The organism is Paenibacillus sp. PDC88 (assembly GCF_900106725.1).
Taxonomy (GTDB): domain Bacteria; phylum Bacillota; class Bacilli; order Paenibacillales; family Paenibacillaceae; genus Paenibacillus; species Paenibacillus shunpengii.
Genome location: NZ_FNNT01000011.1, coordinates 13,608 through 37,488, shown reverse-complemented (window position 1 = coordinate 37,488; position 23,881 = coordinate 13,608). Strand labels below are relative to the sequence as shown.

Genomic DNA, 23,881 nt, shown 5'->3' with positions numbered 1-23,881 from the left:
CCGGATTTGCCCATAGGCAAAAAAGTTTGTTAAGACTCATAGCGATGCCGCCAAGCAACACTGTTTCGTCTTGTCTACAGCAATGTGACCCGGCAACATTGTTTCTATAGACCCACACGGTACCCATTTGGTAACATGGTAAAACGATTGTTCAAGCTTGCACGTGCCTATGAATTATATTTGTGTGCTTCAAAAAAGGAGTGTCGTTTCGGTTGAATGCTTATGATGATATAAAAAAAGGGGAGCGCGGGGCATGGATCAGCATCGCTGCCTATCTCGTTCTGTCAGCCTTTAAGCTTATTTGCGGTTTTGCTTTTAATTCAAGTGCTCTAAAAGCAGACGGCTTTAATAATCTGACAGACATTGTTGCTTCGATAGCCGTCCTTATCGGGCTGAGGATTTCACGGAAGCCGCCGGATTCGGATCATGCGTACGGCCATTTCCGGGCGGAAACGGTGGCAGCACTGGTGGCTTCATTTATTATGGCGATGGTCGGGATTCAGGTGCTCATTGATGCGGGAACTTCACTTTTTGAAGGAACGAAGGAGATCCCTGATATTTGGTCAGCTCTCGTTGCAGGAGTGGCCGCCGTAGTTATGATTGGAGTATATTTGTATAATCGCAAATTAGCCCGCCAGATCAGAAGTCAGGCGTTAATGGCTGCAGCCAAAGATAATCTCTCTGATGCATTCGTCAGTGTGGGGGCTGCTATTGGTATAATTGGAGCCCAGTTCGGTTTGCCTTGGATGGATACCGTTGCTGCATTTATTGTAGGTCTTCTCATTTGTAAGACAGCCTGGGATATCTTTAGAGAATCGACGCATAGTCTTACCGACGGGTTTGACGAGGATCAGCTGCATGATTTGCGAACTACGGTCGCCAAAACGCCTGGGGTACAGGGCATCAAGGATGTCAAAGCAAGGCTGTACGGCAGTCATGTCATGGTCGATGTCGTTGTTGAGGTGGCAAGGGATCTAAGTATTGTCGAAGGGCATCACATCAGTGATACGATTGAAGAGAACATGCGGAGACATCACAATATAATGCATGTGCATGTGCATGTGGAGCCGGAAGAAACGCGGATCTAGCTGAATAGCGACGAATAAAAAACACAAAAAAGGTGTTCCTCTCGTTATCGATTGTACAAGAGGGACACCTTTTATCATTTCATCTATATTTTACTGTGTTACATTCCTGTATTGACCCATGCAATACCTTTCCAAGTATAAATTTCTACCCAAGTTTCGCCTGTAGTTTGGTTCATAACTTCGTTTCCGGTAACAGATACGAATTGAGGGCTGAGAGCACCTGTTGCTTTGCCGTTAGGAGCATCATAGAAGTAAGTGATTTTTGTAATCTCCAGTGGCTTAAGCGGGATATCGATTCCATCTCCAGGCTCTACAATCGGTTCTCCATAAACAACGTCGGACACGGATCCGTCTGTTGTGGAAGTTCCATCAACGCTTACAGAAATAGGAGTCGGGGACTCTGTTTCTGTAGTTGGGGTAACTTCCTGTGCGCTGGCTGCTGCCGCCATGGAAGCTGTTACAAAAAGTGCTGCGGTAATACTGATCATTTTTTTCATTTGGATATCCTCCTAGTGTTGTTATGTAGTTCTTACATGCTTTATCAATAACCAAGCAAATAAGGATATGAAACACAAATTATAACAATTATTTCTTTATTTATCCAAGGCACATGTGCCCGGTTTCTAAACTGATGGTTTTGGACTAATTTTCTTGGGAAAGTAGCACAAAAAAACCTTACCTGACAAAGTGTTGTAATAAGGTTGGAGCTAACCAACCATCCTACACTTCTGTCACCGTAAGGTTTTTTTATGTCGATCGTCTGATGCTATTCTAGCAGCATTGTGTCATTTTACATCTAAGCTTCCATGGATGCTTTATCGCGATCGGCTTCTTCCTGTGAAGAGAGAAATAACGAACAATACCAGGAATACGAAGAACAATACTTTGGCAATGGATGCAGCTGCTTCAACAATACCGAAGAATCCGAAGATACCGGCTACAACCGCTACAATGAGAAAAATTAGTGACCATTTCAACATGGTAATCATCCTTTCCGTTTTTGTCAGAGGTGCGTTTCGCTTAGTGCTTGTCGTCACCTCGTTCGTAGTTGTCATTAACCCCGAAGAATTAAGACGAAACAAAAAGGGGGACTAGAAGATATTGTCTCAAAATTCCCTACAAATAATACGCGGATAAATAGAATTTTACCTCTCTTCTGTTTGTTTCGACAAAGGGGAGGCAGGGTAACTATGAAATAACAAAACAACAAAACAAATTGCGAAAGCGAGGTCATCCAATATGATAGAAGTAAGTGTTCTCATTATAGCGATAGCATTTGCCGTGCTTGTCGTTTTCCTCATCAAAACATTAAAGACAGTTCAGGTCTCCCTTGATAATGTATCCAAGACGCTTCAGGAGGTTCGAGGTACAATCGACGAACTGGGATATGAAGTGAAGCAGACCGTTAGACATGCCAACGATATTACAGCTGACGTTGAGCATAAGATGAAGCAGATTGATCCAGTTGTGACATCGGTCAAAAACCTGGGAGAGATTTTAACAGAGGTTACTGCTGCTGCGAAGCAAGTATCCTCAACGCTCATGAACAAATTCCAGAAGAAAAAAGAAGGATCGGTGGATACATCAGTAAGCAGAGCAGCTGATTCCAGCTACACGAAATCACTGCCTGCGCCTGGCATGACAACACCGACTTTAGCACATCATGACAACCATTCTTCACGCAAGTGGATGAATTATGTAGATATTGCAGCAGACACATGGAGCAGATTCCGCAAATAAGAAGCCAACTAGAAACATGGAGAAGAAGAAAGGGTGAGGCTAATGTTACGTATGCTCGTATTGATGCTTGCTTTAACAGCTCCTCTTTCCGTTCAACCCGTGGCAATGCAAGGGGAGTCCGTAGCATCTGCTGCAGTACAGCCTGCAGCAGATCGGACTACCTTGAAATCAGACCAGAAGGTTACTTTTGATACAGTGAATGACATCTCTTTATATGACACAGCTGAAGATCTCGTTGATCAATACGGGCAGCCCGTAAATATTGAGCATAATCGACTGCTTGGCAGTAAGGAATATATTTACGAGGATGTGCTGGTTGGTATAAATAATGGCGTTGTAAACTATGTTCAAGTAGATAACAAAGCCAGTTATTTAAAGGTGAATAATGAATATATGGAGATGACTCCAAGCAGTATCAGAGCCACTCTAGGAGAGCCTGATTTTGTAGCGCAAGATGGAGAGGTATATGTTAGAGATCATCATGCTGTGAAAGTGTATATGAATCCGGATAACGGCAAATTGCAGCATGTGGAATTTTTTGACGAATATTCATTTTGAATGAATTAATAAGGGAATCAATTTCATAAATCATTTTATGAAATTGAAAGTTTATTTAAATACTTGTTTCATTTCAGAGTATAAGGGTTAATGTTCAATATGTGAAAATCTCAAAGGAGCGTGGATACCATGAGTACTACCAATGCAAAGAGCTATGCTAAAGTGGTTGAGAATGGAATTCAAGCGGTTGAGGCGGTAAAAGAGCTTCGTGAAGCTGGATATACTACAGATCAAATATTCGTCTTGGCGCATGACCAAGATCGAACGGATCGTATTGCAGATAAAGCTAATGCCAAAGAGATCGGAATTAAGGAGGAAGGGATGTTTGATTCTCTAGCCAACCTGTTCCGCTCACGAGGGGACGAGCTTCGTGCGAAGATTGTAACGATGGGCTATACCGAAGCGGAAGCTGATTATTATGAGAAAGAACTGGATAAAGGAAAAGTACTCGTTATTGCTAGACGGGGTGAATGATATTTTTAAGTTTAAACATATGGAAATAACATATTTATAGAGCCAAGGAATGGGACTAAAAGTCCCATTCCTTCTGTGCGTTCAATAGAGAAATCTATGAAAAATGGGTGAAGAAGCTTTAAATGACAACCTTAGATGTGTGCGTTATTTTATAATAAAAGGGATGCAAACCAAGGTTGTAAGGCATTTGACTTTTATTGGGACTGCTCTAGGTTACGAATCAGTGTATAATCATTGTTAGTGGAATTTGCAGTACGAATAGCGCATTTGGCTTCTGACAGAAGGAGAGAGCTATGAGAATATTAATTGTTGATGATAATCCTACCAATGTCATTATTATTCGTGAAATCTTAAAGAAAGAAAATTATCGAGATATTATTACGGCAAGCTCCGCTTTTGATATGTTTGATGTGCTTGGCATTAAGCTGGGTGCAGATGTAGATGGGAATGTGAATGAGCCTGAGGCGTCTGATATAGACCTTATTCTGCTGGATATGATGATGCCGGAGATGGACGGGATTGAGGCTTGCGGTGTTGTGCAGAAGTACCCGCACCTCAAAGATATTCCTATTATTATGGTCACCGCTGTTGGAGATTCCAAGAAGCTGGCAGAAGCGCTTGATGTCGGTGCAATGGACTATGTGACCAAACCTATTAATAAGGTTGAGCTGATGGCTCGTATTCGTCTCGCCCTTCGATTGAAGCAGGAGAAGGATTGGAGAAAAGAAAGAGATAAGCGCATTCAAGACGAGCTCAAACTCGCGGGTCTGGTACAAAATGCGGTGTTAAGTCCGGCTATAGAGGATGATCATTTTCATGTTCATGCCTTGTATCAGCCTTCTGCAGAACTGGCTGGGGATTTATACGCCTGGTATCCGCTTGGCAAAGGAAGATACGGTGTGATTCTGCTTGATATGATGGGGCATGGCATTTCTTCTTCTTTATTTTGCATGTTTATCGCATCGGTATTAAAGGATGCGGTTACTACCTACGTTCAGCCTGACCGGGTTGTCCAAGAGCTGAATCGTAGATTTAATCAGCTGTACCTCGAGGAACAACTGGTGCAATATTATTTTACAGCCATTTATCTTGTGGTGGACACGAATGAAAAGCGTATTGATTACGTAAATGCAGGCCATCCGCCTGCCCTGCTGTTCGAGGATGACGGAACCGTACACACACTTGATGTGGTTACACATCCGGTAGGACTATTCGAGCAAATGGATGCGAAGACAGAAACGATATATTACAAGGGTGACAGCCATATTGCGATGTTTACAGACGGGCTGCTGGAAGTATTCGAAGGTGAGACAGAGGAGCAATTCGCTTATCTAACGCAGAATTTATCTAGAGATCATACTTGGGATGAGACGGAAATGCGCCGGATCTTTCTGGATGACAGCATTCCGAAGGAACATGAAGATGATATTTGCTTAGTATGGATTACACTAAAAGGAGAATGACAGTATGAAGATACGCACTCGACTGCTTATAGGCTTCAGTGCATTAATGGCAATATTGCTTGTTCTAACCATTGTCAGTTATAACACAACCAGCTCGATGCGAACGGAAATTGATGAACTGTACAATGACCGTTATATGAAGACCCGATATACTTCTGGAGTGCGTGCAGATGTAAATAATATAGCCACCCAGATTGCGACAGCTATAACGAATCCGAATACAAATTCAGCAGAAACGCTCAGTCAACGGATCGAGGATCTTAAGTCAAATGCTGCGACACAGCTTGAAGAGGTTACCGAGCGAGCGACTGAAGCTGAAGAACGCCGCTTGGTTGACCAGGTTGTCGTCAATTTAAGAGAATATACGAGCTACACGGATCGTCTTCTGGCCCTGCTGGAATCAGGCGAATATGCAGCGGCTACCAACCTTCGGACAAACACGGGAACGGTTGCCCAGCAAGGGGTATTAGATGTACTGACAGAACTCAATAATTATCAGGATCTACTAATTGATGATCAGATCCAGGAAGCGAATAACGAGATGAACCGCTCTATCCAGTGGCTCACTGTGCTGCTGGTAACCGGATTGCTTGTCGCCCTGGGGGTTATCTTATGGGTGATTCCAAGCATAACGAAGGGTCTGAATACAGTTTCGATGATGATCCAAAGCTTCGGCAAGGGAAGATTCCGGACGATCAAACGTATTCAGGTCAAGTCCAAGGACGAAATTGGACAGATTGCGCATGTGTTTAAAGACATAGCCAAAGATTTAGAAGAGAAGCAGCAGATTGAACAGGATTACCTAAGAGCACAAGAGGATCAGAGCTGGTTGAATGCCAATATGGCCCGAATTACGGAGATGCTGCGGGGTATTAATTCAACTCATGAGGTAGCACAGCTGTTCATTAGTGAATTTGCACCTATTTTGACGGCCCAATATGGGGCTGTGTATCTCCATGACGAGAACAAGCATCCTGAAGAACTCAGACGCTACGGAGCGTATGCTTTTGACGACAGCAATACAGAATGCAGCCGCTCCTTTAAGATTGGGGAAGGCTTAATTGGTCAGAGCGCGCTGGATAAAAAAGTGATCGAGCTGACTGAAGCACCAGATGGGTATTTGTCCATTGGGTCGAGTCTTGGCTCTGCGAAACCGGCCCACATCCTGATCCAGCCTGTACTCTTTGAAGATGAAGTAATGGGTGTAGTCGAGATTGCATCCTTCGAATCGTTCTCGAGTCTGCAAAAAGCTTTGTTTGATCAGCTCGTTAACAATATCGGTATCATTATTAACAATATTAATAGACGTATGCGTGTGGAAGAGCTGCTTCGTGAGTCTCAGACACTTACAGAGGAGCTTCAAGTGCAATCTGAAGAGCTGCAGACTCAGCAGGAGGAGCTTCGTCGTTCGAATGAGAACCTCGGTGAGCAGGCAGAGGAGCTTAAGCGTTCTGAAGAACTGCTTCAACGCCAGCAGGAAGAGCTGGAGCATTTCAACACCGAATTGCTTGCGAAGACGAGAGCTCTCGAAGAGCAGGTACAGCAGGTGGAAGAGAAGAACGAACAGATTGAAGAGACGAAGCGGCAGCTGGAGCAGCAAGCCATGCAGCTCTCGATCACTTCCAAATATAAATCCGAGTTCTTGGCGAATATGTCCCACGAGCTTCGCACTCCGCTGAACAGCTTGCTTATCTTGTCACAGCTGCTTACGGAGAATAAAGAAGGTAATCTATCGGATAAACAGAAGGAGTATGCACAAACCATCTATATGTCCGGTGCTGACCTCTTGAAAATGATCGATGAAATTCTGGACCTGTCCAAAGTCGAGTCTGGAAAGATGGATATTAATCATGAAAAAGTCAGCCTGCAGGATCTGCGCAACTTCGTTCAGCAGAATTTTGCGCCGGTTGCACTTAGCAAGGATTTGAAGCTGGCATTTGAAGTCAAGGATGAGCTGCCAGAGAGCTTCATATCGGATGGGCATCGGGTGAAGCAGGTGCTGCGGAACCTCTTATCCAATGCATTCAAATTTACTTCAGAGGGCTCAATTACGGTCAGCATGAGACAAGCGGACGATTCAGAGCTGCCTCATTATATTGATATGGATGTACCTTTCCTGGCTATTTCAGTGAATGATACAGGCATTGGCATTGCTCCTGACAAAAAAGATCTGATCTTTGAAGCCTTCCAGCAGGTGGATGGAACGACCAGCCGCAAATACGGAGGAACCGGGCTTGGACTCTCCATCAGCCGTGAGCTGGCTCGTCTGCTTGGCGGGGAGATTATGCTGGAGTCTACGGAGGGCAAGGGCAGCACATTTACTCTGTATCTCCCTCTGCTTACAGATGCTAAGCTGGGAGAGCAGCGGGAGCTTTCGGTTGAACAGGGCGAAGCCGCAGCTGCACAAGAGTCCAGAGGCCGTTACCTGCCGCAAGGAAGATCGGTACTGAGTGCTGTACAGAGTGAGGCCAAAGCGCAGATCGCATCCTCCGCGACAGTGATCAATAACATCAAGGATGATCGGGATACGATTAAAGAAGGCGATCGGGTGATGCTGATCATTGAGGATGATCCCAAATTTGCGAATATACTGATGGACATGACGCGTGCCCGCGGATTTAAAGCGTTAGTTGCTCTGCAGGGAGATGTAGGACTGGATACAGCGAAGCAATATGTCCCTGATGCGATTATTCTTGATATTCAGCTTCCGGTGATGGATGGATGGGCTGTGCTTAACGAACTCAAGGCGAACTTGTCGACTCGTCATATCCCGGTACATGTGATTTCGGTTATTGATGACATTAAGCAAGGCTTGATGATGGGGGCTATCGCTTATCTGAAGAAGCCGTCTACTCGAGAATCGCTGGATAATGCTTTTTCACATATTGAATCCTATATTGATAAATCATTGAAGCGGCTTCTCATTGTAGAAGATGATGCTGTTCAGAGAAATGCCATTATAGAGCTTATAGATCATGATGATGTTGCAATAACTGCGGTGTCTACAGGCAGGGAAGCGCTGGATGAATTAAGAAATGTGAAGTATGACTGTATGGTTCTTGACTTGATGCTCACCGATATGACGGGATTTGAGCTGCTTGATCAAGTAAGGGATAATGCGAGTCTGAATGATCTTCCAATTATCATATATACAGGCAAGGAGCTCGACAGTAAGGAGGAAATGGAGCTGCGCAAGTATGCGGAGTCCATCATTATCAAGGACGTCAAATCACCGGAACGTTTACTGGATGAGACAACCTTGTTCTTGCACCGGGTAGAAGCTAATCTTCCTGAAGATAAGAGACAGATTCTACAAAATCTGTACAACAAGGAAACTTTATTTGAAGGTAAACGAATATTGCTCGTCGATGATGATATCCGGAATGTATTTGCTCTATCTAGCGTTCTTGAAGGGTATCGTATGGAAGTCACATTTGCCGAGAATGGCAGAGAAGCAATAGAAATTCTCGAACGTGATCACGGATATGATCTGGTGTTGATGGACATGATGATGCCGGAGATGGATGGTTACGAGGCAATGAGAAGAATCAGAGAAATGCCTGAATTTGATAAGCTGCCGATTATTGCCCTTACCGCCAAAGCGATGAAGGATGATCGCAGCAAATGTATAGAAGCAGGAGCTTCAGATTATGTGAAAAAACCGATTCAAACCGATCAATTATTATCTCTAATGAGAGTTTGGCTGTATTCATAATCTGTATTCGTGGGTAAGTATGTTAGAATACACCCAATTTGATCGAATTTTAGTAAGGAAGTGGGAAGGTAATGACATCCTGGGATCAAACACACACAGAGGATTCGGCGGACGACAAGCCGATGATTAAGGAACGCGAGCAAATTGAAATTGAATTGTTAATGGAAGGAATACACCGTTTTTATGGGTATGACTTCCGTAATTATGCACTCCCTTCACTGACACGGAGAATTCTTCATCATGTGAATGCGGAGCGTTTGAAATCGATATCGGAGCTGCAGAATCAGGTACTTCATAACCGGGAAGCATTCAAACGTCTAGTGCAAAGCTTGTCTATCCCCGTAACTGAAATGTTTCGTGATCCCAGTTTGTTCAAGACGTTCCGCGAGAAAATAATTCCCGTATTAAGGACATATCCTTATATCCGGATATGGCACGCCGGCTGTTCGACGGGAGAGGAAGTCTATTCGATGGCTATTTTGCTGCATGAAGAGGGGTTATATGAGAAATCCCGTATTTATGCAACAGATATGAATGAACGTTCTCTCCAGCAGGCGAAGGAAGGGGTGTACGGCATTGAGAAAATGAAGCTGTACACCAAAAATTATTTGGAGGCCGGCGGTACGGGTGTCTTTTCAGAATATTACACGGCACGCTACAACTCGGTCATGTTCCATCCTTTTCTGAGACGAAATATCATTTTTGCAGAGCATAACTTGGCTACGGATCGTTCTTTTAACGAATTCAACGTTATATTCTGTAGAAATGTCATGATCTACTTTAACGATGAGCTGCGCAATCATGTTCATGGCCTGTTTCATGAGAGCCTGAGCCACTTTGGAATTTTGGTATTAGGGGCGAAGGAATCCATTCATTTCTCAGGCTATAGTGATGATTACGAGTCGATGGACCGGGCTGAAAAAATATATCGCAAGGTGAAATAAACGCGGGGGGTTAGGTTGTTATGGTCATGGGGGCTCAAGAACCGATTCATATTCTGCTTGTAGATGACCGCCCTGAGAATTTGCTTGCGCTTGAAGCAGTGCTTGAGAGTGAGCATTATGTTCTCGTAAAGGCGACTTCGGGGGAAGAAGCATTGAGGAGTCTTCTTAAGCATGAATTTGCCGTTATTGTTCTCGACGTCCAGATGCCTGGGCTTGACGGAATAGAGACCGCAAAATTGATTAAAGCCAGAGATAAAACCAAAGATATTCCAATTATTTTTATATCTGCTAACAGCAAAGAGGCAGAGCATCTATTCGCCGGATATTCAGCGGGTGCGATCGATTATATGGTCAAACCGTTCATTCCACAGATTCTAAAGTCCAAGATTGAAGGATTTGTAGAGATGTATTTGTCGAACAAGCAGCTCAAGACCCAATCCATGCTGCTGCAGCAAAAGACGATGGAGCTGGAGCGGATCAATAAGGAATTGGTTGAAGCGAAAGAGGCTGCTGAGATTGCTGCACATGCGAAGACAGAGTTTTTGGCTATTATGAGTCATGAGATTCGAACGCCGATGAATGGGGTTATCGGTATGATTGATCTCCTGATGGAGACCGATCTTGCAGAAGAACAGCAGGAGTATACCCAAATAATTAGAAGCAGTGCGGATGCCTTGGTAAGCATCATCAACGATATTTTGGACTTTACCAAAATGGAGTCTGGCAAAATGGAGCTGGAACGGCAGCCATTTGATTTGTCCAGCTGTATTCAGGAAGTGTTGAACTTGTTCCAGGTTGATGCTGCTAAGAAAAATTTGGAGCTCGTTTACTTTGTCGATGAGAAGATACCTTCTGTCCTCTACGGAGATATGACCAGACTTCGCCAAGTGCTGATTAATTTGATCAGTAATGCAGTGAAGTTCACAGAACAGGGTGGAGTGTATATCATCTCTTCGCTTAAACAGGTTGAGAATGGGGTCTATACGCTGGAGTTCACGGTGAAGGACACGGGTATTGGAATTCCGGAGGAGAAGGTTCACCATTTGTTCCAGCCATTCTCTCAGTTGGATTCCTCTATGACTCGAAAATACGGAGGAACCGGATTAGGTCTAGCTATATGCAAAAACCTGGTTGAGATGATGAATGGTCATATTTACATTGATACAACCGAGGAACGGGGAGCATCCTTCGTATTCACCGTGGAAATGGCTCCTTATGATCATCACGGCAAAGAGGAAGAATGCAAGGAGCTGCAAGCACGTAGTCATACAGAGAAGGAATCTTCTGCAAACGTGCTGGTCGTTGATGATCATCCGATTAATCAAAAGTTGATGGTAAGTATGCTGGGCAAGCTGGGCTTGTCCTCAGATATTGCTGAAGACGGTCAGCAGGCATTAGATATGATGCTGAAGTATAAGTATGATCTGATATTTATGGATCTACAGATGCCTGTAATGGATGGATTGGAAAGTACTCGCCGTATTCGTAAAGAGTTAAATGGTGTCCATTATCCGACGATTGTTGCCATGACGGCTAATGTGATGGATGGAGTTCAGCAGCGCTGTCTGGCAGCAGGGATGGATGATTATATTAGTAAGCCTGTCAAAATGGGTAGTGTAAAACAGAAACTTGCTCAAATCCAAAGGGTCGGAAATGGAGTATAAGCTTCTTTTTACCTGAATCAATTTCTACAGAAATATTTTCCAAGTGCAGATTTGTTTCACTATATAAATAGGTGGTTAATCAATATAGAAATAATTTTTGGGAGAGAGATGTCTAATGAATACAAATAAAAACGACAAGTTTAAAGCAGAGACAGAAGTCAATAATAACACTTGTACAGTTTATTTGAGCGGAGAGCTGGACCTCTCCGTTGCTCCGGACTTTAGAAATACGATGGAGCCCCTAGTGGCAAACATGGATCAAAACCTGATAGTGAATCTGAAAGATCTGAAATACATTGATAGTACGGGGATTGGAATTTTGTTGTCTATTCTAAAAGCAAGACATGCGAAAGATGCCTCATTCATGGTGGAAGAGGTTCCTGGAAATATACAAAAGCTATTTGACATGACAGGCATCACCAAATTCTTTGTCCCTCAGGAGAATTCCCAATAGGAAAGGATCGAAGAAAGAATGAAAGCAGAAGCACAGAGAGTAACACTTAAGCTGCCAGCTACGGCAGACTTTGTTGATATTGTCAGATTGAATCTGTATGGAATTGCGTCAAAGATGGGTTTCTCCTATGAGGACATAGAGGATATGAAGGTTGCTGTTTCGGAAGCATGCAATAATTCAGTGCTCTATGCCTATGGAGAAGAGAATGGCGTTGTGGATGTGTTTTTTGAATTTGATGACGAGGAATTGTCTATTACGGTCAAAGATGAAGGGGAGAGCTTTGAGCGTGTAGAACAAAGAGACGGCATCGCTGCACTGCATGACAAAGATCTAGATGAGGTTCAAATCGGTGGACTGGGATTCTATCTGATGCAGGCTCTGATGGATGATGTCAATGTCGTCACAGAAGAGGGCAAAGGAACAGAAGTCGTCTTGATCAAACGCCTCACTAAGAGTGAGGAAAGGGTATGACCGATCGCTTGACTCCCCAAGAGTCGATGGACGAAGCAGTGGGTTTGATTTGGGAGTATCAACAGACCAAAGATAATGAAATTGCTACCGTTCTGATTAAGAAATACGAGCCTATGGTCAAGATGGCTGCAGGCAAGATTTCTCGAAATAGACCTGACTTATATGAAGACCTGTATCAGACAGGCCAAATGGCTCTCGTTAGGCTGCTCAGTCAGTATGATATTAATCTGGGCATTCCTTTCGAGCCGTATGCGATGAAGAGCATGATTGGCCACATGAAGAATTATTTAAGGGATAAGTCTTGGTACATACAGGTGCCTCGCAGGATCAAGGAAAAAGGCGCGCTTGTGCAGCATGCCATTGATGATCTGACGATTAAACTCGAAAGATCACCGGATGTTAAAGAAATTGCGGAATATCTGGATCTAACGGTGGAAGAGACCGTTGAGGTATTGGCAGGACGTGAGTCCTACCATTACGTATCGCTGGATTCACCGCTGTCTCAAGATGAGAGCACGGCAACGCTTGGTGAACTTATCAGTTCAGAGGCTAATGATTATGATGCCGTTGAGAAACGAATGGATCTTCAGCAGGCACTGGGTCAATTGAAGGAGCAGGAGCAAAAGGTACTGCTGCTTGCATTCCAAGATGGTCAATCCCAGCGAGCCATAGCTCAGAAACTGGGCGTCTCTCAAATGAGTGTCTCCCGTATTCAGAAGCGGGCAACGGAAAAACTCAAACAAATTATGACGCAATCCTCATCATCATAGGATAAATTTTTAAGAGGCATGCCAGCATTTCCTACGGAATGCTGGCATGCCTCTTTGTCGATACAACCATGTATATTGTTAAGAGATGGAATACGGGGGGATATGGATGGATCAGCTGAACTTACAGGAGGTAAGGCTGTATGAGAAGTGGGTCTGGCAGGATTATGAGGTATCTGAATTTGATTGCGAAGAGTTGGATAGGCTGAAAGAAGAAGTACCTTCTACAGCAGAATGGCTCAACAAGCTGCCTGAAATCCAGACGAATTACATATCTGTCCGTACCTTTGGCGGCAAGAATGTATTGTTCGGCTCACTGCTCTATTCTATTAAGAAGAACCTGGACGACGAGCAGCATAGCCATCAGTTTTATTTTTATGTGGATGCGACTCATCTAATTACGCTGAATATCGATAAGCATACCCGAGACGCCTTGCTTGCAGACGAGCGAAAGCGAATGTTTGAGGAAGCAGAGGATGCGGTATCGGGTATGTTTATCGTTGCCAGGGCGCTCCTGCATTATTTTCATATAGGTCTGGACAAATTCGAAATCAATTTGCGCAGCCTGGAGGAAAGTATGGAGAAGAGAAATGCCCGGACGCTGATGGATAAAATACTATCTGCCCGCTTTGAACTTTTATTTTGGAGCAATCAATTTATCGCGTTCCAGGAGCTGCTGCATGCCTCCAATGAAGCTTTTCATTTCCTGAAGATCGAGGAACGAACAACCTATAAACAGCTGACTTACCGGATGAAACGTATGGACAGCTTGTTCCGTCATTATGAGGATGAGATAGATACTTTAATTTCAATTGATAACGCGGCTTCTTCCATTCGCGGCAACGATATAATGAAGACGCTGACGATTGTTACAGCGGTCTTTACTCCGGCGACGGCCGTTGGGGCAATATGGGGTATGAATTTTGAGAATTTGCCTTGGATTAAGACAGAGTGGGGATTTACGGTTGTCACTGCAGCAATATTGATAAGCATGGCAGGTATGTACATTTGGATGTTTATGAAGGGCTGGACAGGAGATATTCTAAAGATCAAGCCTCGTGGTGAGAAGCCTTCAAACACAAAGAACCCGGACTGACGGGCTTATGCAAAATATCATGACAAAAAAGCCTGAATTTTAGCTCCGTAAGCTAAAGTCAGGCTTTTCTACTCTCTCCATTTAACGGGGAACTTATTTTGAAGCATCGATATATCCTTGCAGCTCAGCAATATATTGACCGATGACAGGAAGATTCATATCGACAATCAGACTGAGAACCCAACCGAGGATCGCTAGGACAAGAACCGTACCAACGGACATTCCCAGACCTCTGGCAATACCTGCAGTCAGATTGGCCAAAATCCGCTTTTTGGGGCTGGTATAATTCTCAAGAATATCTTTGAACTCCGCGCTCTCCATTGCTTGAATAATTCCTTCCAGCCGTTGGTTCAAATTCTTCACCTCATGCCGGAGTTCAAAAGGATGCTCGTTAACCTCTTCATTGTTTGCATTGCGCTCAGAGTTGATATTCCGATTGGTTTTCAACTCAACAGAACTCATCAGAAACGCCTCCACTTCTGTAAGAAATTTTTAATGCTCGAATGTCTATAAAAATAGCCAGCTGCAAGCAGCTGGCTATAACGAAAGCAACTTCAATGCTTAAGGCAGTTTGGTTGTCGTTGTTGATGAAGTTGAAGGTGTTGAGTAACTACCTTGGGATGTACTGCTACCGTTATTTGACGATGTAGTCGAATTCAGTTCATGTTCTGCTTCGTTCGCAGCCTTAGCTGTCGTTGCCGCAACTTCCTCGGAAGCTTTCATAGCTTCATTTGCTACTTCATCCTTCGCCTGCTTAATGCTTGCTACGACAGAAGTGGTGTTATCGCCTACGGTCTTCGCCAGCTCACTTGTTTTACCAGATACCGTTTTGGCAATTTCAGATGCTTTGCTTCCCACGACGCCTGCTACTTCTTTGGTCTTGTCAGAGACAACAAGCATTTTATCGGATAGATCACCTCTTAAATCACGGCCCGGCTTAGGGGCAAACAACAAGGCTGCTGCTGCGCCAAGAAGTCCACCGATGAATAGGCCTTTAGCGAAGTTATTACCATTGCCCGTATCTTCATTTCTGTAGTCCGTCATGTTTTTAGTATAATCTGTCGCGTTGTGAGTCATGATTGATCACTCCTTCAATTGTAATAATTAACTCTTTTTTACTAATAACCCGTTAAGCTGCTCTTCTAAACAGTTTACCAATAAGTCCTAATATAAAGACGAATATGGCTGTACCGATTATGGCGGGGACCACGGCAAAATCAGCGATGATCGGGCCGAAGTCACCAAACAGCAGCGAACCAATCCATGCGCCGACAAATCCCGCAATCATTGAACCTAGAATTCCGCCGGGCATGTTATGGCCAACGAGAGCATCACCAATGAGTCCAATGATTATCGCCATCACGATACTAATGATGATCCCCCACATAACAATCGCCTCCTATGCTGCTTTAGTGCCTTGCTTACTTCGTATATAAACTATCGACAGTAAGGTTGAAACAAAGGATGCAGGAGCAGACGATTGTACTGTCTTCTATTGAGAAGCTTCCTTCAGCAGGCGATGCATGCAGAAGGCCCATATACCTCCGCATAAGAGGCCTGTCACAACATCTGTCGGATAATGAACGCCGAGATAAATGCGGCTGTACCCGATCAATAGAACGAATAAAGCGCCAAGGACGGCTACAAGAGATCCAGATCCACCTCTATTTTTTATTGTCTGCACGAGCAGGACGAAGATAACGCCGTAGAACCCGGCAGCAATCATAGAATGACCGCTTGGAAAGCTGTATCCATGGGCGGCCATCAGCTGTTCAAGCTCAGGCCGTTCTCGTCTGAGAAGAATTTTGAGCACATAATTAATGCTCCACATGCTAATGAAGCTGACCGCTACGATATATGTGTTTACATAAAGTTTACGAAAGATCCCATAATAGCTCACAAATGCAAGTGCAACAATGGCAGTGATATTAAAAGAACCAAACTCGGTAATTCCTTTAATAACCGGCAGCAAGGAATAGTACCAGCTGTCTGCGTGAGGAAAAAGATAAAACTGGATATTTTCATCAACCGTTTGAACCTTATCGACTCCAATCAGCATAAATAAGAGTACGATGATGAGAACAAACCCCAAACTGCCGGCTAGTCCAATAGTAGTCCAGTAAAATTTTTTTTTGCTGTTATTCGTCATAAATGTGTAGCTCCTGACTTTTGATTGGATTGGTTGTAAAATAGGCAGATTGATAATGGATACCCGATCGTATGAATTCAGCTGATTTTCTTCTAGTCTATCCATTATCTCTGTCAAAATGGTTTCTTTGTACTATACTGTACTATGGTGTTCGTCTTGGTACAAACCAAGCGGCTAGCAGTCCTTGAGAAGGAGAGAAAAACATGTTAGATGCATTATTATTAACCGAACTTCGGGGTGGTGTAATGGAAAGCGCACACCGCGGTCATATATCGATTGTTAATGAAAAAGGAGAAGTTGTATATTTCGCAGGCGACCCCCATTTTAAGACCTTTACCCGTTCTGCGGCCAAACCACTCCAGGCCATACCGGGCATTAGGGCGGGCATACAAGAGAAATATGGACTCACCTCTGAGGAAATTGCCTTGATGGTCTCCTCCCATCGGTCAGAGGATTTTCACCAGCGTGTATTGATGCAAATGAAAAATAAGATCGGAGTAGATGAGACCGGTTTAGTATGTGCTCCGAGTTATCCGCTCCATGAAGAGAGCAGAACAGAATATATTAAGAAAGAGGGACACAAACGAAAAATTCTTCATAACTGCTCAGGTAAACATATGGGTGTACTTGCCTATACGAAGCTGAAGGGGGCTGACCCCAGTACTTATGCGGATCCGGATCATCCTGTGCAGCAGGAAATCAAAGAAGTGATTTCACAACTTACAGATGTTTCACAGGAGGAGCTGTCTCCTGGAACCGATGGCTGTGGATTTCCGGTCTATGCGCTGCCTATTTCAGGAATGGCGAGAGCCTTTCTTAAGCTGGCTTGTCCGGATTTGATTGCTGATGAATCTACCCGGCAGGCTGCGCAGCTCATCACTGCAGCTATGAATACAGCACCAGAAATGGTGGGAGGAACAGGCAGAGTAGATACGGTTCTGCTTCAAGATTCCAATATTGTTGCCAAGGGCGGATTTCAAGGCGTATTTTGTTTTGCGCTCCGGGAGGAGCGGCTGGGAATCAGCTTTAAGGTTCTCGATGGCTCCGAAGAGGAGTGGGGACTGATTACCGCATCGATCCTTGAGCAAATCGGTTATCGTAATCAGGTAACATTGAACGCGTTAAGGAAACAATTCTCACAGGACATTCGTAATGATGCCGGGACCGTTGTGGGTACCGCACAGCCTGTATTTGTTCTTCAACACTGATTAGAATCATCATCTGTAGGCCAATAACAAATAGCCCCTATTCTGCCATTGGGCAGGTAGGGGCTGTTTGTTATGCGCGAAGCCGGCCCAATTCGGATACGAGCGCTTCTACTTCGGAAATACTGAGATTGCTTTTGGAATTAACGATTTCGTAAATATCCAGGATATCGTCGTACTGAGCTACTGTGAACGCAGATGACTGGAGCGCAGAGGCACTCGCCATTCTTAGTTTAGACTTGATGGCATCAATCATAAACTCGATGTTTTGCTGATTTTTTTGGGATAAATCCATGTTCCGTCCATTCCTTTCGACTTCATTAAAGTTTGTTCGTATTGTATCATGTAAGCATCTAGATAGAAAGATAAAGAGGAGGTTTCGCTAACCCTTGTCCAAATTTACACCGATGACATCCCGGACAACAGCCTCTGGTCACAAAAGAAGTGGAAAAGAAGCACTTGTTTCATTCTTCAAACAGATTGGAGCGCAGCATTCTATAGATAAAATAACCTTTATATGTATCGGAACAGATCGTTCGACAGGTGATGCATTGGGTCCGCTTACCGGAAGCTACTTAGTAGAGTACGGATTTCAGCACGTGATTGGTACGCTGCCAGAACCCTGTGATGCTTCGACATTGAAGCAGATGATTCGTGCCATTCCGGCTGACCATGCAGTTATTGCGATTGATGCTTGTCTGGGTTCTTCAACAGATATTGGCCAGTACCTATGCCTGGAGCGTCCGCTGGTACCTGCTGAATCCGTAAAAGGAGACCTGCCTGCTGTCGGCCATTACAGCATTGCCGGAATTGTTAACGTCAATGGCCCTAAGCCATATTCACTGCTTCAGATGACCTCTCTACATCGGGTGATGAATATGGCACGTGAGCTTGCGGAGGCTGCACATGAGGGATTTCAATTACTAACTGGTTCAGCAGAGTCTGAAATGCTTAATGTATGTAATACTGGATTTCATGATCCATGCTAACAGAAAGAGGGCGAATGTAATGGAAAAAGTACAATTAGGAAATCATGTTATCGCTTATAGAGATCATGGAGAAGGACAACCTGTCGTACTGCTGCACGGTTATTGCGGAAGCTCTGACTACTTTGAAGAGGTATTGCCTCAATTAGTGAAGCAATATCGCTGTATCGTACCGGATCTCAGAGGTCATGGGGAATCGGGAACGCCTAACAACAGCTGCAGCATTAGTGATATGGCAGATGATATCGTGGAGCTGCTCAATCATTTGGGTATTCAGCAGGCGAGCATCTTCGGCCATTCCTTAGGAGGATACCTCACACTATCTATTGCAGACAGATATCCTGATCGGCTTGAAGCCTTTGGCTTAATCCATTCAACGGCTTATCCAGACAGTGACGAGGCCAAAGAAAAGCGTCTCAGAGCGGTGTCTACCATTCAAACGGAAGGTATCCAACCCTTTGTGGATTCTTTGGTTCCTAATCTGTTTGCAGCAGAGCACCAGACGACGATGGTATCCAAGATAGATCGAGTCCGGGAGATTGGTTATCGGACTTCTCCTCAAGGAGCATCCAATACAGCAATCGCCATGAAGGAACGTCCTGACCTGCGGCATGTGCTGGATGAGGCGAGCGTTCCCGTGCTGTTAATAGCGGGAGTACAGGATACCGTTGTGCCGCCGGATCGAACCTTTACTTCAGACAGCCCGAGGGTAACACAGTCGCTTATCACAGATGCCGGCCATATGAGTATGATTGAGCAGCCGGATGAATTCCTTCGTGCGCTTACCCGCTTTATGAATAATAAGGTAAAGTAAGTGTTGTATCTATATAAATGGTTAGACAGCAGGCTTGGGTAATGTCCAGGCCTGTTTTTTTATAGGTTTGCACAGTTTAGTGGATTCAAAGAGCTGTATATATTACTATCAGCTGGTTACAACAAAGTCTGTTGTGTTTGGCTTTTTCCTTATATTCCGGGTACAATTTAAGTGGAGTGCTGGAACGCTCAGGATTCACGGATAAGCCGCTCCGTGCTTCGGACAGACGGCCAAAGGAGAAGAGACGCTGATGTTTAGAAGAGACTATCTCCTCCGCATGGTGGAGGAAATGACGGAAATGATCGGTAAAGTGTTTGAGTTGAAGCAGAAGAAAATGCACATTGATGCCTTATGGGAGCTGGATGAGTGGCTTAAACGCCAGTTCAGGCTTAATTCTCAGCTGCTGAACTCTCTTCCGGTTGAAGATATCATCGATTTGTTCCGTCTTGGTGACGGTGTGGAAGTAGACAAAGTCCAGCAAGTGGCACGAATCATGGAAGAGGAAGGCCGAGTGTACATGGATCAAGGCTTGACTGATCAAGCACTTGTCCGCTGGATGAAAGCTCTGCATTTATATTTATATAGCCTGCTTCATGGGGCAAACAGAGAGATCTTAAGTGCACCTGAACGCGTTGCGGCATTGCAGGAGGAAATTAAAGGGTATGAGCTGCCAGAGAAGACGGAAAGACTAATGGCGTTATATCACGAGAAAGCCGGACGATATGATGAGGCGGAGAACAGCTGGTATCGCTTGAGCAGGCAGGATCAATATGCACAGGAAGCGGCTGAGTTCTACAAGCGTCTGCTGCTGCATGAGGATGCACAGCTTGAACAGGGCGGTCTGCCTCGCACGGAAGTGGAGGAAGGGCTTCGGGAATTGCAGGGCAGATAGTGGGATAGAACGGCCGGCCGCTGGCTTTATAAGACAAGATGCGCTGGACAATGTGTTCTGATATGTTATTGTTACTCAAAGAACAACGTTAACCATAGAAAGTGAGATGTACCCTTTGGATTCATTACGAAAATTAATTGAAGGTATTTTTGAAGAGCAGGGACTGATTACGGCCACACTGAGTCAGCTTCGTAAGAAAGAAGGACAGACCTTCACTAAAGTGCAGGTTAAGCCGGTTCTGCTTAAAAACAAACTCCATTACCAATTTGCATACCACCAGAACAACAAAGTAACTCATGATAATTTGTTCCCGGATGAAGCTTCTGAGCGGATGAAGCAACTATTTGAGGAGACTTTTCGGCAAGGCATGATCTGTACTCCTGAAGCAGACTATCAGATCTTGATCAGCAAGAAGTACAAAGTGTCGATCTTGACCAAAACGCCCTCCAAGCAGGAAGCGGACCTGTCTCATAATCGGAAGAAACGTTATGTGCTAGAGGACGGCAAGCCAATTCCCTTCCTGATTGAGCTCGGCATTATGAGTGATGAAGGGAAGGTGCATGCCCGTAAATATGACAAGTTCAAGCAGATCAATCGCTTCCTTGAAATGGTGGAGGATGTGCTGCCTAATTTGCCGCAGGGACGGCCGATTACGATTGTTGATTTTGGCTGTGGCAAATCGTATCTTACCTTTGCATTATACCATTACTTGGCTGTGCAGCAGCGCAGGAAGCTTCAGGTCGTAGGTCTGGATTTAAAGGCAGACGTCATTGAACATTGCAGCCAAATCGGCAAGAATCTGGGCTATACTGGGCTGAAATTTCTTGTAGGGGACATTGCAGAATACAATGAGCTTGAACAGGTGGATATGGTCGTTACACTTCATGCCTGTGATACAGCAACAGATGCTGCTCTTGAGAAGGCGGTACGCTGGGGTGCATCCGTAATATTGTCTGTTCCATGCTGTCAGCATGAGCTGTTTGCTCAAATGGAGGCAAATGTCATGAATCCTTTATTATCGCACGGGATTCTCAAGGAACGATTTGCTGCCCTTGCAACGGATGCCATTCGTGCCAAGCTGCTTGATATTATGGGCTACCGCACACAGCTGCTGGAATTCATCGATATGGAGCATACACCCAAGAATATTCTGATTCGCGCTGTAAAGGGAAATGCTGGAGATACAGATCAGCTGTGGAATGAGTATACGGCTTATCGTGATTTCTTACATGTCAATCCTTACTTGGAAAGAGCATGCACAGATCTGTTACCGGTAGGAGCAGTAAAGTAAGGGGATCTTGTTTTCTCCAATTTTATCTCACAAACTACCTGCCATATGTTTCAGAAGTCCAGCCCGGAAGGGTTGGGCTTTTTTGGGTTAGGCAATAGTAATAGGAGAACATTTCAACGAATTCTAGTGGAAAAGGGAGCCTCCTTAAATGCAGCATGCTGATCAAATACGAAAGAGCAAATCGGATAATGGGTTAGCCTTTTATGCCTTAGAGTCAATCGGACTACTGGTTACGGCAGCGCTCGTATATGCTTGTCTGCATCAGGGGTTGTTCTTCCCTTCCACCTGGCAATGGATCAGTATCTGGTTCCCGGCCGTGCTGCTCGTGTTGTGGCTGATCACCACCAATAGGGCTTCAAATTCAGCAGAATTAATGTACAACCATACACCGATTGTTTTCATTCCGTTGTTCATCGCTTTGATCTATGTGTGGCACCTGCAGTTTGGGAATCCGGTAAGCGTCAACGGAACAAGAGACAGCCTCATGCCATTTTTTATTATTAGTGTGTTCGCCGCGGGCTGCTGTATTCTTGGACAATCTATAGGAGGAAAAAAGTGGCTTTCAGCAGGCTTTCAGCTGACGGGCTGGCTGATGACGCTAAGCGGATTACTGGCCGTATGCGGTCTGCTTGTCCTTCCTAATGCAGTCATGAGGACGGATGATCCTCTGCTGAGTGCCTATGGTGCCAGACTTGCGGGCTTGGTCGAATACCCTAACGCGTACGGCGTGCTGGTCGGGATGTTCTTCTTGGAGCGGCTGGCTTCAGCCGCTTCGGCATGCTCCAGCTCCCCGGCAGGCGAGCTGAGGAAGGTGGCAGGAACGGCCCTCGGCCTGTTCCCAGCTGCGACCGCGCTCCTCATCAGCGAGTCGCGCGGAGCATGGCTCGCGCTGCTGCTGAGCGCACTCGCGCTGCTCCTGCTTCAGCGGCAAGGCAGGCGCCTGCCGCTGCTCTGTGCGAGTGCGCCGCCGCTCTTATGCGCCGCGCTCGCACATCAAGCCCTTGCCGGCGCAGCACTCGCGCCGGCTCCACTCCCCGGCCTCATGCTGCTGGCCGGGGGTGAGATTGCAGCGCTCGCACTCGCGCTGCTGCTCCATGCACTGCTGGCACGCGGGCACCGCGTGGCTGCCGCGTGCATGGCCCTTGCTGCACTGACAGGTGCAGCAGGGCTGGTGTACCATACTGCCATCAGCAGAATCACCTCCGGCGCAACTTGGTTTGCGAGGGAGGCGATGTGGCGTGATGCAGTGCTATATGGTCTGCGCTCCCCTTGGCTTGGGCATGGCGGGGACGCATGGAAGCATGCGGTATATACGGTCCAATCCACACCGTATATCGGCACAGAAGTGCACAGCGGATATCTGGAGCTATTCCTCGATACCGGTGTGATGGGGCTTATGCTCATGCTGCTCCTATTCGCTTACATCCTGCGCCTGCTGTTACGACATAGTCGGGAGACCATTCCCGTGTGCTTGATTGTCATGCTTCATGGCGCAGTCGATTTCGACTTCAGCTATCCTTTATTTTGGATGCTGCTTGTGTTGATTGCAGCCTGGAAGCTGCCGGTACAGCGCTTGTAGCCACCAGTAGAACTTCTTGAATCGTTATTTTGCTGCCGGGCGGGTATCTTGTTTATTGAACCTCATTCATACTCAGCAACTTCCGTTTAGCCTGAATTTCCAGTCAATCTGCTGATCACTAGCGGATTGACTGGGAATTGGCGTAGCTCTGCTCAGCCCTATATTATGTTCTACCCCCCGTAAGCGTCTCGGAATGCGCTGGACAGCTTCGCGGCAGGCACGTTCCACAGCTCGGACAGCTCAGGAAGCACCTCGGTGTCCCACCAGTCGCACTGGGCTTTGCGATTATCCTGATGCTCCGTAACCCAGAGCAGGTTTGCGATGACCTTGCGGTAATACAGGTCTTCACCCTGCGATACCAAATCCGGGGCAATATACAGCTTCATCCGTTTTACAGTCCGGTACAGCTCCTTGCTGCAGGCACGTCTTATCTTTCTTGCGGACGGAAGCTTGGGTGCCGGTCCCTTGGAGAACGGGGCTGTCTGCTTGCCGTAGCGGGAATGCTCTTTCATGCTGATCGACCTCCTCTTT

25 protein-coding genes and 1 pseudogene are annotated in these 23,881 nt (G+C 45.4%); 18 read left to right on the top strand and 8 right to left on the bottom strand.

Going from position 1 to position 23,881, the window contains the following annotated elements; all coding sequences use genetic code 11:
* Window positions 1–212: 212 nt before the first annotated feature.
* Window positions 213–1,088 (top strand): cation diffusion facilitator family transporter, encoded by an 876-nt coding sequence (locus BLW49_RS24155; protein WP_047913735.1) that lies wholly within the window; start codon window positions 213–215, stop codon window positions 1,086–1,088.
* Between the two features lie 98 nt (window positions 1,089–1,186).
* On the opposite strand, the gene BLW49_RS24150 is transcribed toward BLW49_RS24155, so the two are convergent.
* The gene (locus BLW49_RS24150; RefSeq protein ID WP_047913736.1) at window positions 1,187–1,585 is read right to left on the bottom strand and encodes a hypothetical protein; all 399 of its coding nucleotides are present in this window, start codon (window positions 1,583–1,585) and stop codon (window positions 1,187–1,189) included.
* 318 nt (window positions 1,586–1,903) lie between these two features.
* Window positions 1,904–2,068 (bottom strand): DUF1328 domain-containing protein, encoded by a 165-nt coding sequence (locus BLW49_RS24145; protein ID WP_047913737.1) that lies wholly within the window; start codon window positions 2,066–2,068, stop codon window positions 1,904–1,906.
* Between the two features lie 259 nt (window positions 2,069–2,327).
* Here BLW49_RS24145 and BLW49_RS24140 point away from each other — a divergent pair, with 259 nt between their 5' ends.
* The 11 genes from BLW49_RS24140 to BLW49_RS24090 all read left to right on the top strand — a co-directional run bounded on the left by BLW49_RS24140 (window position 2,328) and on the right by BLW49_RS24090 (window position 14,434).
* Entirely contained in the window at window positions 2,328–2,828 is a 501-nt protein-coding gene (locus BLW49_RS24140) for a DUF948 domain-containing protein (protein ID WP_047913738.1), read from the top strand.
* A 42-nt stretch (window positions 2,829–2,870) separates the two neighbouring features.
* A complete protein-coding gene (locus tag BLW49_RS24135; protein ID WP_090727401.1) occupies window positions 2,871–3,386 on the top strand; it encodes a hypothetical protein in 516 nt (171 codons plus the stop codon).
* A 129-nt stretch (window positions 3,387–3,515) separates the two neighbouring features.
* Window positions 3,516–3,860, top strand: coding sequence for a YflT domain-containing protein (locus BLW49_RS24130; RefSeq protein WP_047913739.1), 345 nt, complete (start codon window positions 3,516–3,518; stop codon window positions 3,858–3,860).
* 293 nt (window positions 3,861–4,153) lie between these two features.
* Window positions 4,154–5,323, top strand: a complete 1,170-nt coding sequence (locus tag BLW49_RS24125) for a PP2C family protein-serine/threonine phosphatase (protein WP_090727400.1) — start codon at window positions 4,154–4,156, stop codon at window positions 5,321–5,323.
* Window positions 5,324–5,327: 4 nt separating this feature from the next.
* Window positions 5,328–9,038 carry a response regulator gene (locus tag BLW49_RS24120; protein WP_090727398.1) on the top strand — a complete coding sequence of 1,237 codons (3,711 nt, stop codon included), beginning with the start codon at window positions 5,328–5,330 and terminating at the stop codon, window positions 9,036–9,038.
* A 71-nt stretch (window positions 9,039–9,109) separates the two neighbouring features.
* Complete coding sequence (locus tag BLW49_RS24115) at window positions 9,110–9,982, top strand: CheR family methyltransferase (protein ID WP_090727397.1); 873 nt, start codon at window positions 9,110–9,112, stop codon at window positions 9,980–9,982.
* A 26-nt stretch (window positions 9,983–10,008) separates the two neighbouring features.
* Window positions 10,009–11,646, top strand: coding sequence for a response regulator (locus BLW49_RS24110; RefSeq protein ID WP_090727501.1), 1,638 nt, complete (start codon window positions 10,009–10,011; stop codon window positions 11,644–11,646).
* 115 nt (window positions 11,647–11,761) lie between these two features.
* On the top strand, window positions 11,762–12,100 hold the full coding sequence (locus BLW49_RS24105) for an STAS domain-containing protein (protein WP_090727395.1): 339 nt from the start codon (window positions 11,762–11,764) through the stop codon (window positions 12,098–12,100).
* An 18-nt stretch (window positions 12,101–12,118) separates the two neighbouring features.
* Window positions 12,119–12,571, top strand: coding sequence for an anti-sigma B factor RsbW (gene rsbW, locus BLW49_RS24100; RefSeq protein ID WP_047913744.1), 453 nt, complete (start codon window positions 12,119–12,121; stop codon window positions 12,569–12,571).
* A complete protein-coding gene (locus BLW49_RS24095; protein WP_090727394.1) occupies window positions 12,568–13,341 on the top strand; it encodes a sigma-70 family RNA polymerase sigma factor in 774 nt (257 codons plus the stop codon). Before rsbW ends, BLW49_RS24095 begins: the two co-directional genes overlap by 4 nt.
* 106 nt (window positions 13,342–13,447) lie before the next feature.
* Window positions 13,448–14,434: a magnesium transporter CorA family protein gene (locus BLW49_RS24090; RefSeq protein WP_076315389.1), complete on the top strand. Its 987-nt coding sequence runs from the start codon at window positions 13,448–13,450 to the stop codon at window positions 14,432–14,434.
* Window positions 14,435–14,527: 93 nt separating this feature from the next.
* Here BLW49_RS24090 and BLW49_RS24085 read toward each other — a convergent pair whose 3' ends face one another.
* From BLW49_RS24085 to BLW49_RS24070, 4 genes and pseudogenes are all read right to left on the bottom strand, one after another.
* On the bottom strand, window positions 14,528–14,896 hold the full coding sequence (locus tag BLW49_RS24085) for a DUF5665 domain-containing protein (protein WP_256209933.1): 369 nt from the start codon (window positions 14,894–14,896) through the stop codon (window positions 14,528–14,530).
* Window positions 14,897–15,079: 183 nt separating this feature from the next.
* Window positions 15,080–15,478, bottom strand: a pseudogene (locus tag BLW49_RS24080) (YtxH domain-containing protein); the annotation flags it as partial.
* Between the two features lie 85 nt (window positions 15,479–15,563).
* Window positions 15,564–15,821 carry a GlsB/YeaQ/YmgE family stress response membrane protein gene (locus BLW49_RS24075; protein ID WP_047913748.1) on the bottom strand — a complete coding sequence of 86 codons (258 nt, stop codon included), beginning with the start codon at window positions 15,819–15,821 and terminating at the stop codon, window positions 15,564–15,566.
* Window positions 15,822–15,926: 105 nt separating this feature from the next.
* Window positions 15,927–16,583, bottom strand: a complete 657-nt coding sequence (locus BLW49_RS24070; protein ID WP_177178835.1) for a phosphatase PAP2 family protein — start codon at window positions 16,581–16,583, stop codon at window positions 15,927–15,929.
* A gap of 203 nt (window positions 16,584–16,786) precedes the next feature.
* On the opposite strand from BLW49_RS24070, the gene BLW49_RS24065 reads away from it, so the two are divergent.
* Complete coding sequence (locus BLW49_RS24065) at window positions 16,787–17,791, top strand: asparaginase (RefSeq protein ID WP_076315393.1); 1,005 nt, start codon at window positions 16,787–16,789, stop codon at window positions 17,789–17,791.
* A 70-nt stretch (window positions 17,792–17,861) separates the two neighbouring features.
* On the opposite strand, the gene BLW49_RS24060 is transcribed toward BLW49_RS24065, so the two are convergent.
* Window positions 17,862–18,083 carry a DUF1128 domain-containing protein gene (locus tag BLW49_RS24060; protein WP_076315394.1) on the bottom strand — a complete coding sequence of 74 codons (222 nt, stop codon included), beginning with the start codon at window positions 18,081–18,083 and terminating at the stop codon, window positions 17,862–17,864.
* 94 nt (window positions 18,084–18,177) lie between these two features.
* Here BLW49_RS24060 and yyaC point away from each other — a divergent pair, with 94 nt between their 5' ends.
* The 5 genes from yyaC to BLW49_RS24035 all read left to right on the top strand — a co-directional run bounded on the left by yyaC (window position 18,178) and on the right by BLW49_RS24035 (window position 23,350).
* The gene (yyaC, locus tag BLW49_RS24055) at window positions 18,178–18,777 is read left to right on the top strand and encodes a spore protease YyaC (protein WP_256209932.1); all 600 of its coding nucleotides are present in this window, start codon (window positions 18,178–18,180) and stop codon (window positions 18,775–18,777) included.
* Between the two features lie 19 nt (window positions 18,778–18,796).
* On the top strand, window positions 18,797–19,588 hold the full coding sequence (locus BLW49_RS24050) for an alpha/beta fold hydrolase (protein WP_090727391.1): 792 nt from the start codon (window positions 18,797–18,799) through the stop codon (window positions 19,586–19,588).
* Between the two features lie 250 nt (window positions 19,589–19,838).
* Window positions 19,839–20,480 carry a DUF6483 family protein gene (locus BLW49_RS24045; protein WP_090727389.1) on the top strand — a complete coding sequence of 214 codons (642 nt, stop codon included), beginning with the start codon at window positions 19,839–19,841 and terminating at the stop codon, window positions 20,478–20,480.
* Between the two features lie 106 nt (window positions 20,481–20,586).
* A complete protein-coding gene (locus BLW49_RS24040) occupies window positions 20,587–21,771 on the top strand; it encodes a class I SAM-dependent methyltransferase (protein WP_090727387.1) in 1,185 nt (394 codons plus the stop codon).
* Between the two features lie 148 nt (window positions 21,772–21,919).
* Window positions 21,920–23,350 (top strand): O-antigen ligase family protein, encoded by a 1,431-nt coding sequence (locus BLW49_RS24035; protein WP_090727386.1) that lies wholly within the window; start codon window positions 21,920–21,922, stop codon window positions 23,348–23,350.
* A 170-nt stretch (window positions 23,351–23,520) separates the two neighbouring features.
* Here the strand turns inward: BLW49_RS24035 and BLW49_RS24030 are convergent, their stop codons facing one another.
* Window positions 23,521–23,862, bottom strand: a complete 342-nt coding sequence (locus BLW49_RS24030) for a hypothetical protein (RefSeq protein ID WP_047913756.1) — start codon at window positions 23,860–23,862, stop codon at window positions 23,521–23,523.
* Between the last annotated feature and the right edge of the window lie 19 nt (window positions 23,863–23,881).

Coding starts and splice junctions, on each gene's coding strand:
- BLW49_RS24150 (WP_047913736.1), bottom strand. CDS start 1,585: ATGAAAAAAATGATCAGTATTACCGCAGCACTTTTTGTAACAGCTTCC.
- BLW49_RS24140 (WP_047913738.1), top strand. CDS start 2,328: ATGATAGAAGTAAGTGTTCTCATTATAGCGATAGCATTTGCCGTGCTT.
- BLW49_RS24075 (WP_047913748.1), bottom strand. CDS start 15,821: ATGTGGGGGATCATCATTAGTATCGTGATGGCGATAATCATTGGACTC.
- BLW49_RS24145 (WP_047913737.1), bottom strand. CDS start 2,068: ATGTTGAAATGGTCACTAATTTTTCTCATTGTAGCGGTTGTAGCCGGT.
- BLW49_RS24090 (WP_076315389.1), top strand. CDS start 13,448: ATGGATCAGCTGAACTTACAGGAGGTAAGGCTGTATGAGAAGTGGGTC.
- BLW49_RS24085 (WP_256209933.1), bottom strand. CDS start 14,896: ATGAGTTCTGTTGAGTTGAAAACCAATCGGAATATCAACTCTGAGCGC.
- BLW49_RS24050 (WP_090727391.1), top strand. CDS start 18,797: ATGGAAAAAGTACAATTAGGAAATCATGTTATCGCTTATAGAGATCAT.
- BLW49_RS24040 (WP_090727387.1), top strand. CDS start 20,587: ATGTACCCTTTGGATTCATTACGAAAATTAATTGAAGGTATTTTTGAA.
- rsbW (WP_047913744.1), top strand. CDS start 12,119: ATGAAAGCAGAAGCACAGAGAGTAACACTTAAGCTGCCAGCTACGGCA.
- BLW49_RS24105 (WP_090727395.1), top strand. CDS start 11,762: ATGAATACAAATAAAAACGACAAGTTTAAAGCAGAGACAGAAGTCAAT.
- BLW49_RS24110 (WP_090727501.1), top strand. CDS start 10,009: ATGGGGGCTCAAGAACCGATTCATATTCTGCTTGTAGATGACCGCCCT.
- BLW49_RS24120 (WP_090727398.1), top strand. CDS start 5,328: ATGAAGATACGCACTCGACTGCTTATAGGCTTCAGTGCATTAATGGCA.
- BLW49_RS24125 (WP_090727400.1), top strand. CDS start 4,154: ATGAGAATATTAATTGTTGATGATAATCCTACCAATGTCATTATTATT.
- BLW49_RS24060 (WP_076315394.1), bottom strand. CDS start 18,083: ATGGATTTATCCCAAAAAAATCAGCAAAACATCGAGTTTATGATTGAT.
- BLW49_RS24095 (WP_090727394.1), top strand. CDS start 12,568: ATGACCGATCGCTTGACTCCCCAAGAGTCGATGGACGAAGCAGTGGGT.
- BLW49_RS24065 (WP_076315393.1), top strand. CDS start 16,787: ATGTTAGATGCATTATTATTAACCGAACTTCGGGGTGGTGTAATGGAA.
- BLW49_RS24070 (WP_177178835.1), bottom strand. CDS start 16,583: ATGACGAATAACAGCAAAAAAAAATTTTACTGGACTACTATTGGACTA.
- BLW49_RS24030 (WP_047913756.1), bottom strand. CDS start 23,862: ATGAAAGAGCATTCCCGCTACGGCAAGCAGACAGCCCCGTTCTCCAAG.
- BLW49_RS24035 (WP_090727386.1), top strand. CDS start 21,920: ATGCAGCATGCTGATCAAATACGAAAGAGCAAATCGGATAATGGGTTA.
- BLW49_RS24130 (WP_047913739.1), top strand. CDS start 3,516: ATGAGTACTACCAATGCAAAGAGCTATGCTAAAGTGGTTGAGAATGGA.
- BLW49_RS24045 (WP_090727389.1), top strand. CDS start 19,839: ATGTTTAGAAGAGACTATCTCCTCCGCATGGTGGAGGAAATGACGGAA.
- BLW49_RS24115 (WP_090727397.1), top strand. CDS start 9,110: ATGACATCCTGGGATCAAACACACACAGAGGATTCGGCGGACGACAAG.
- BLW49_RS24135 (WP_090727401.1), top strand. CDS start 2,871: ATGTTACGTATGCTCGTATTGATGCTTGCTTTAACAGCTCCTCTTTCC.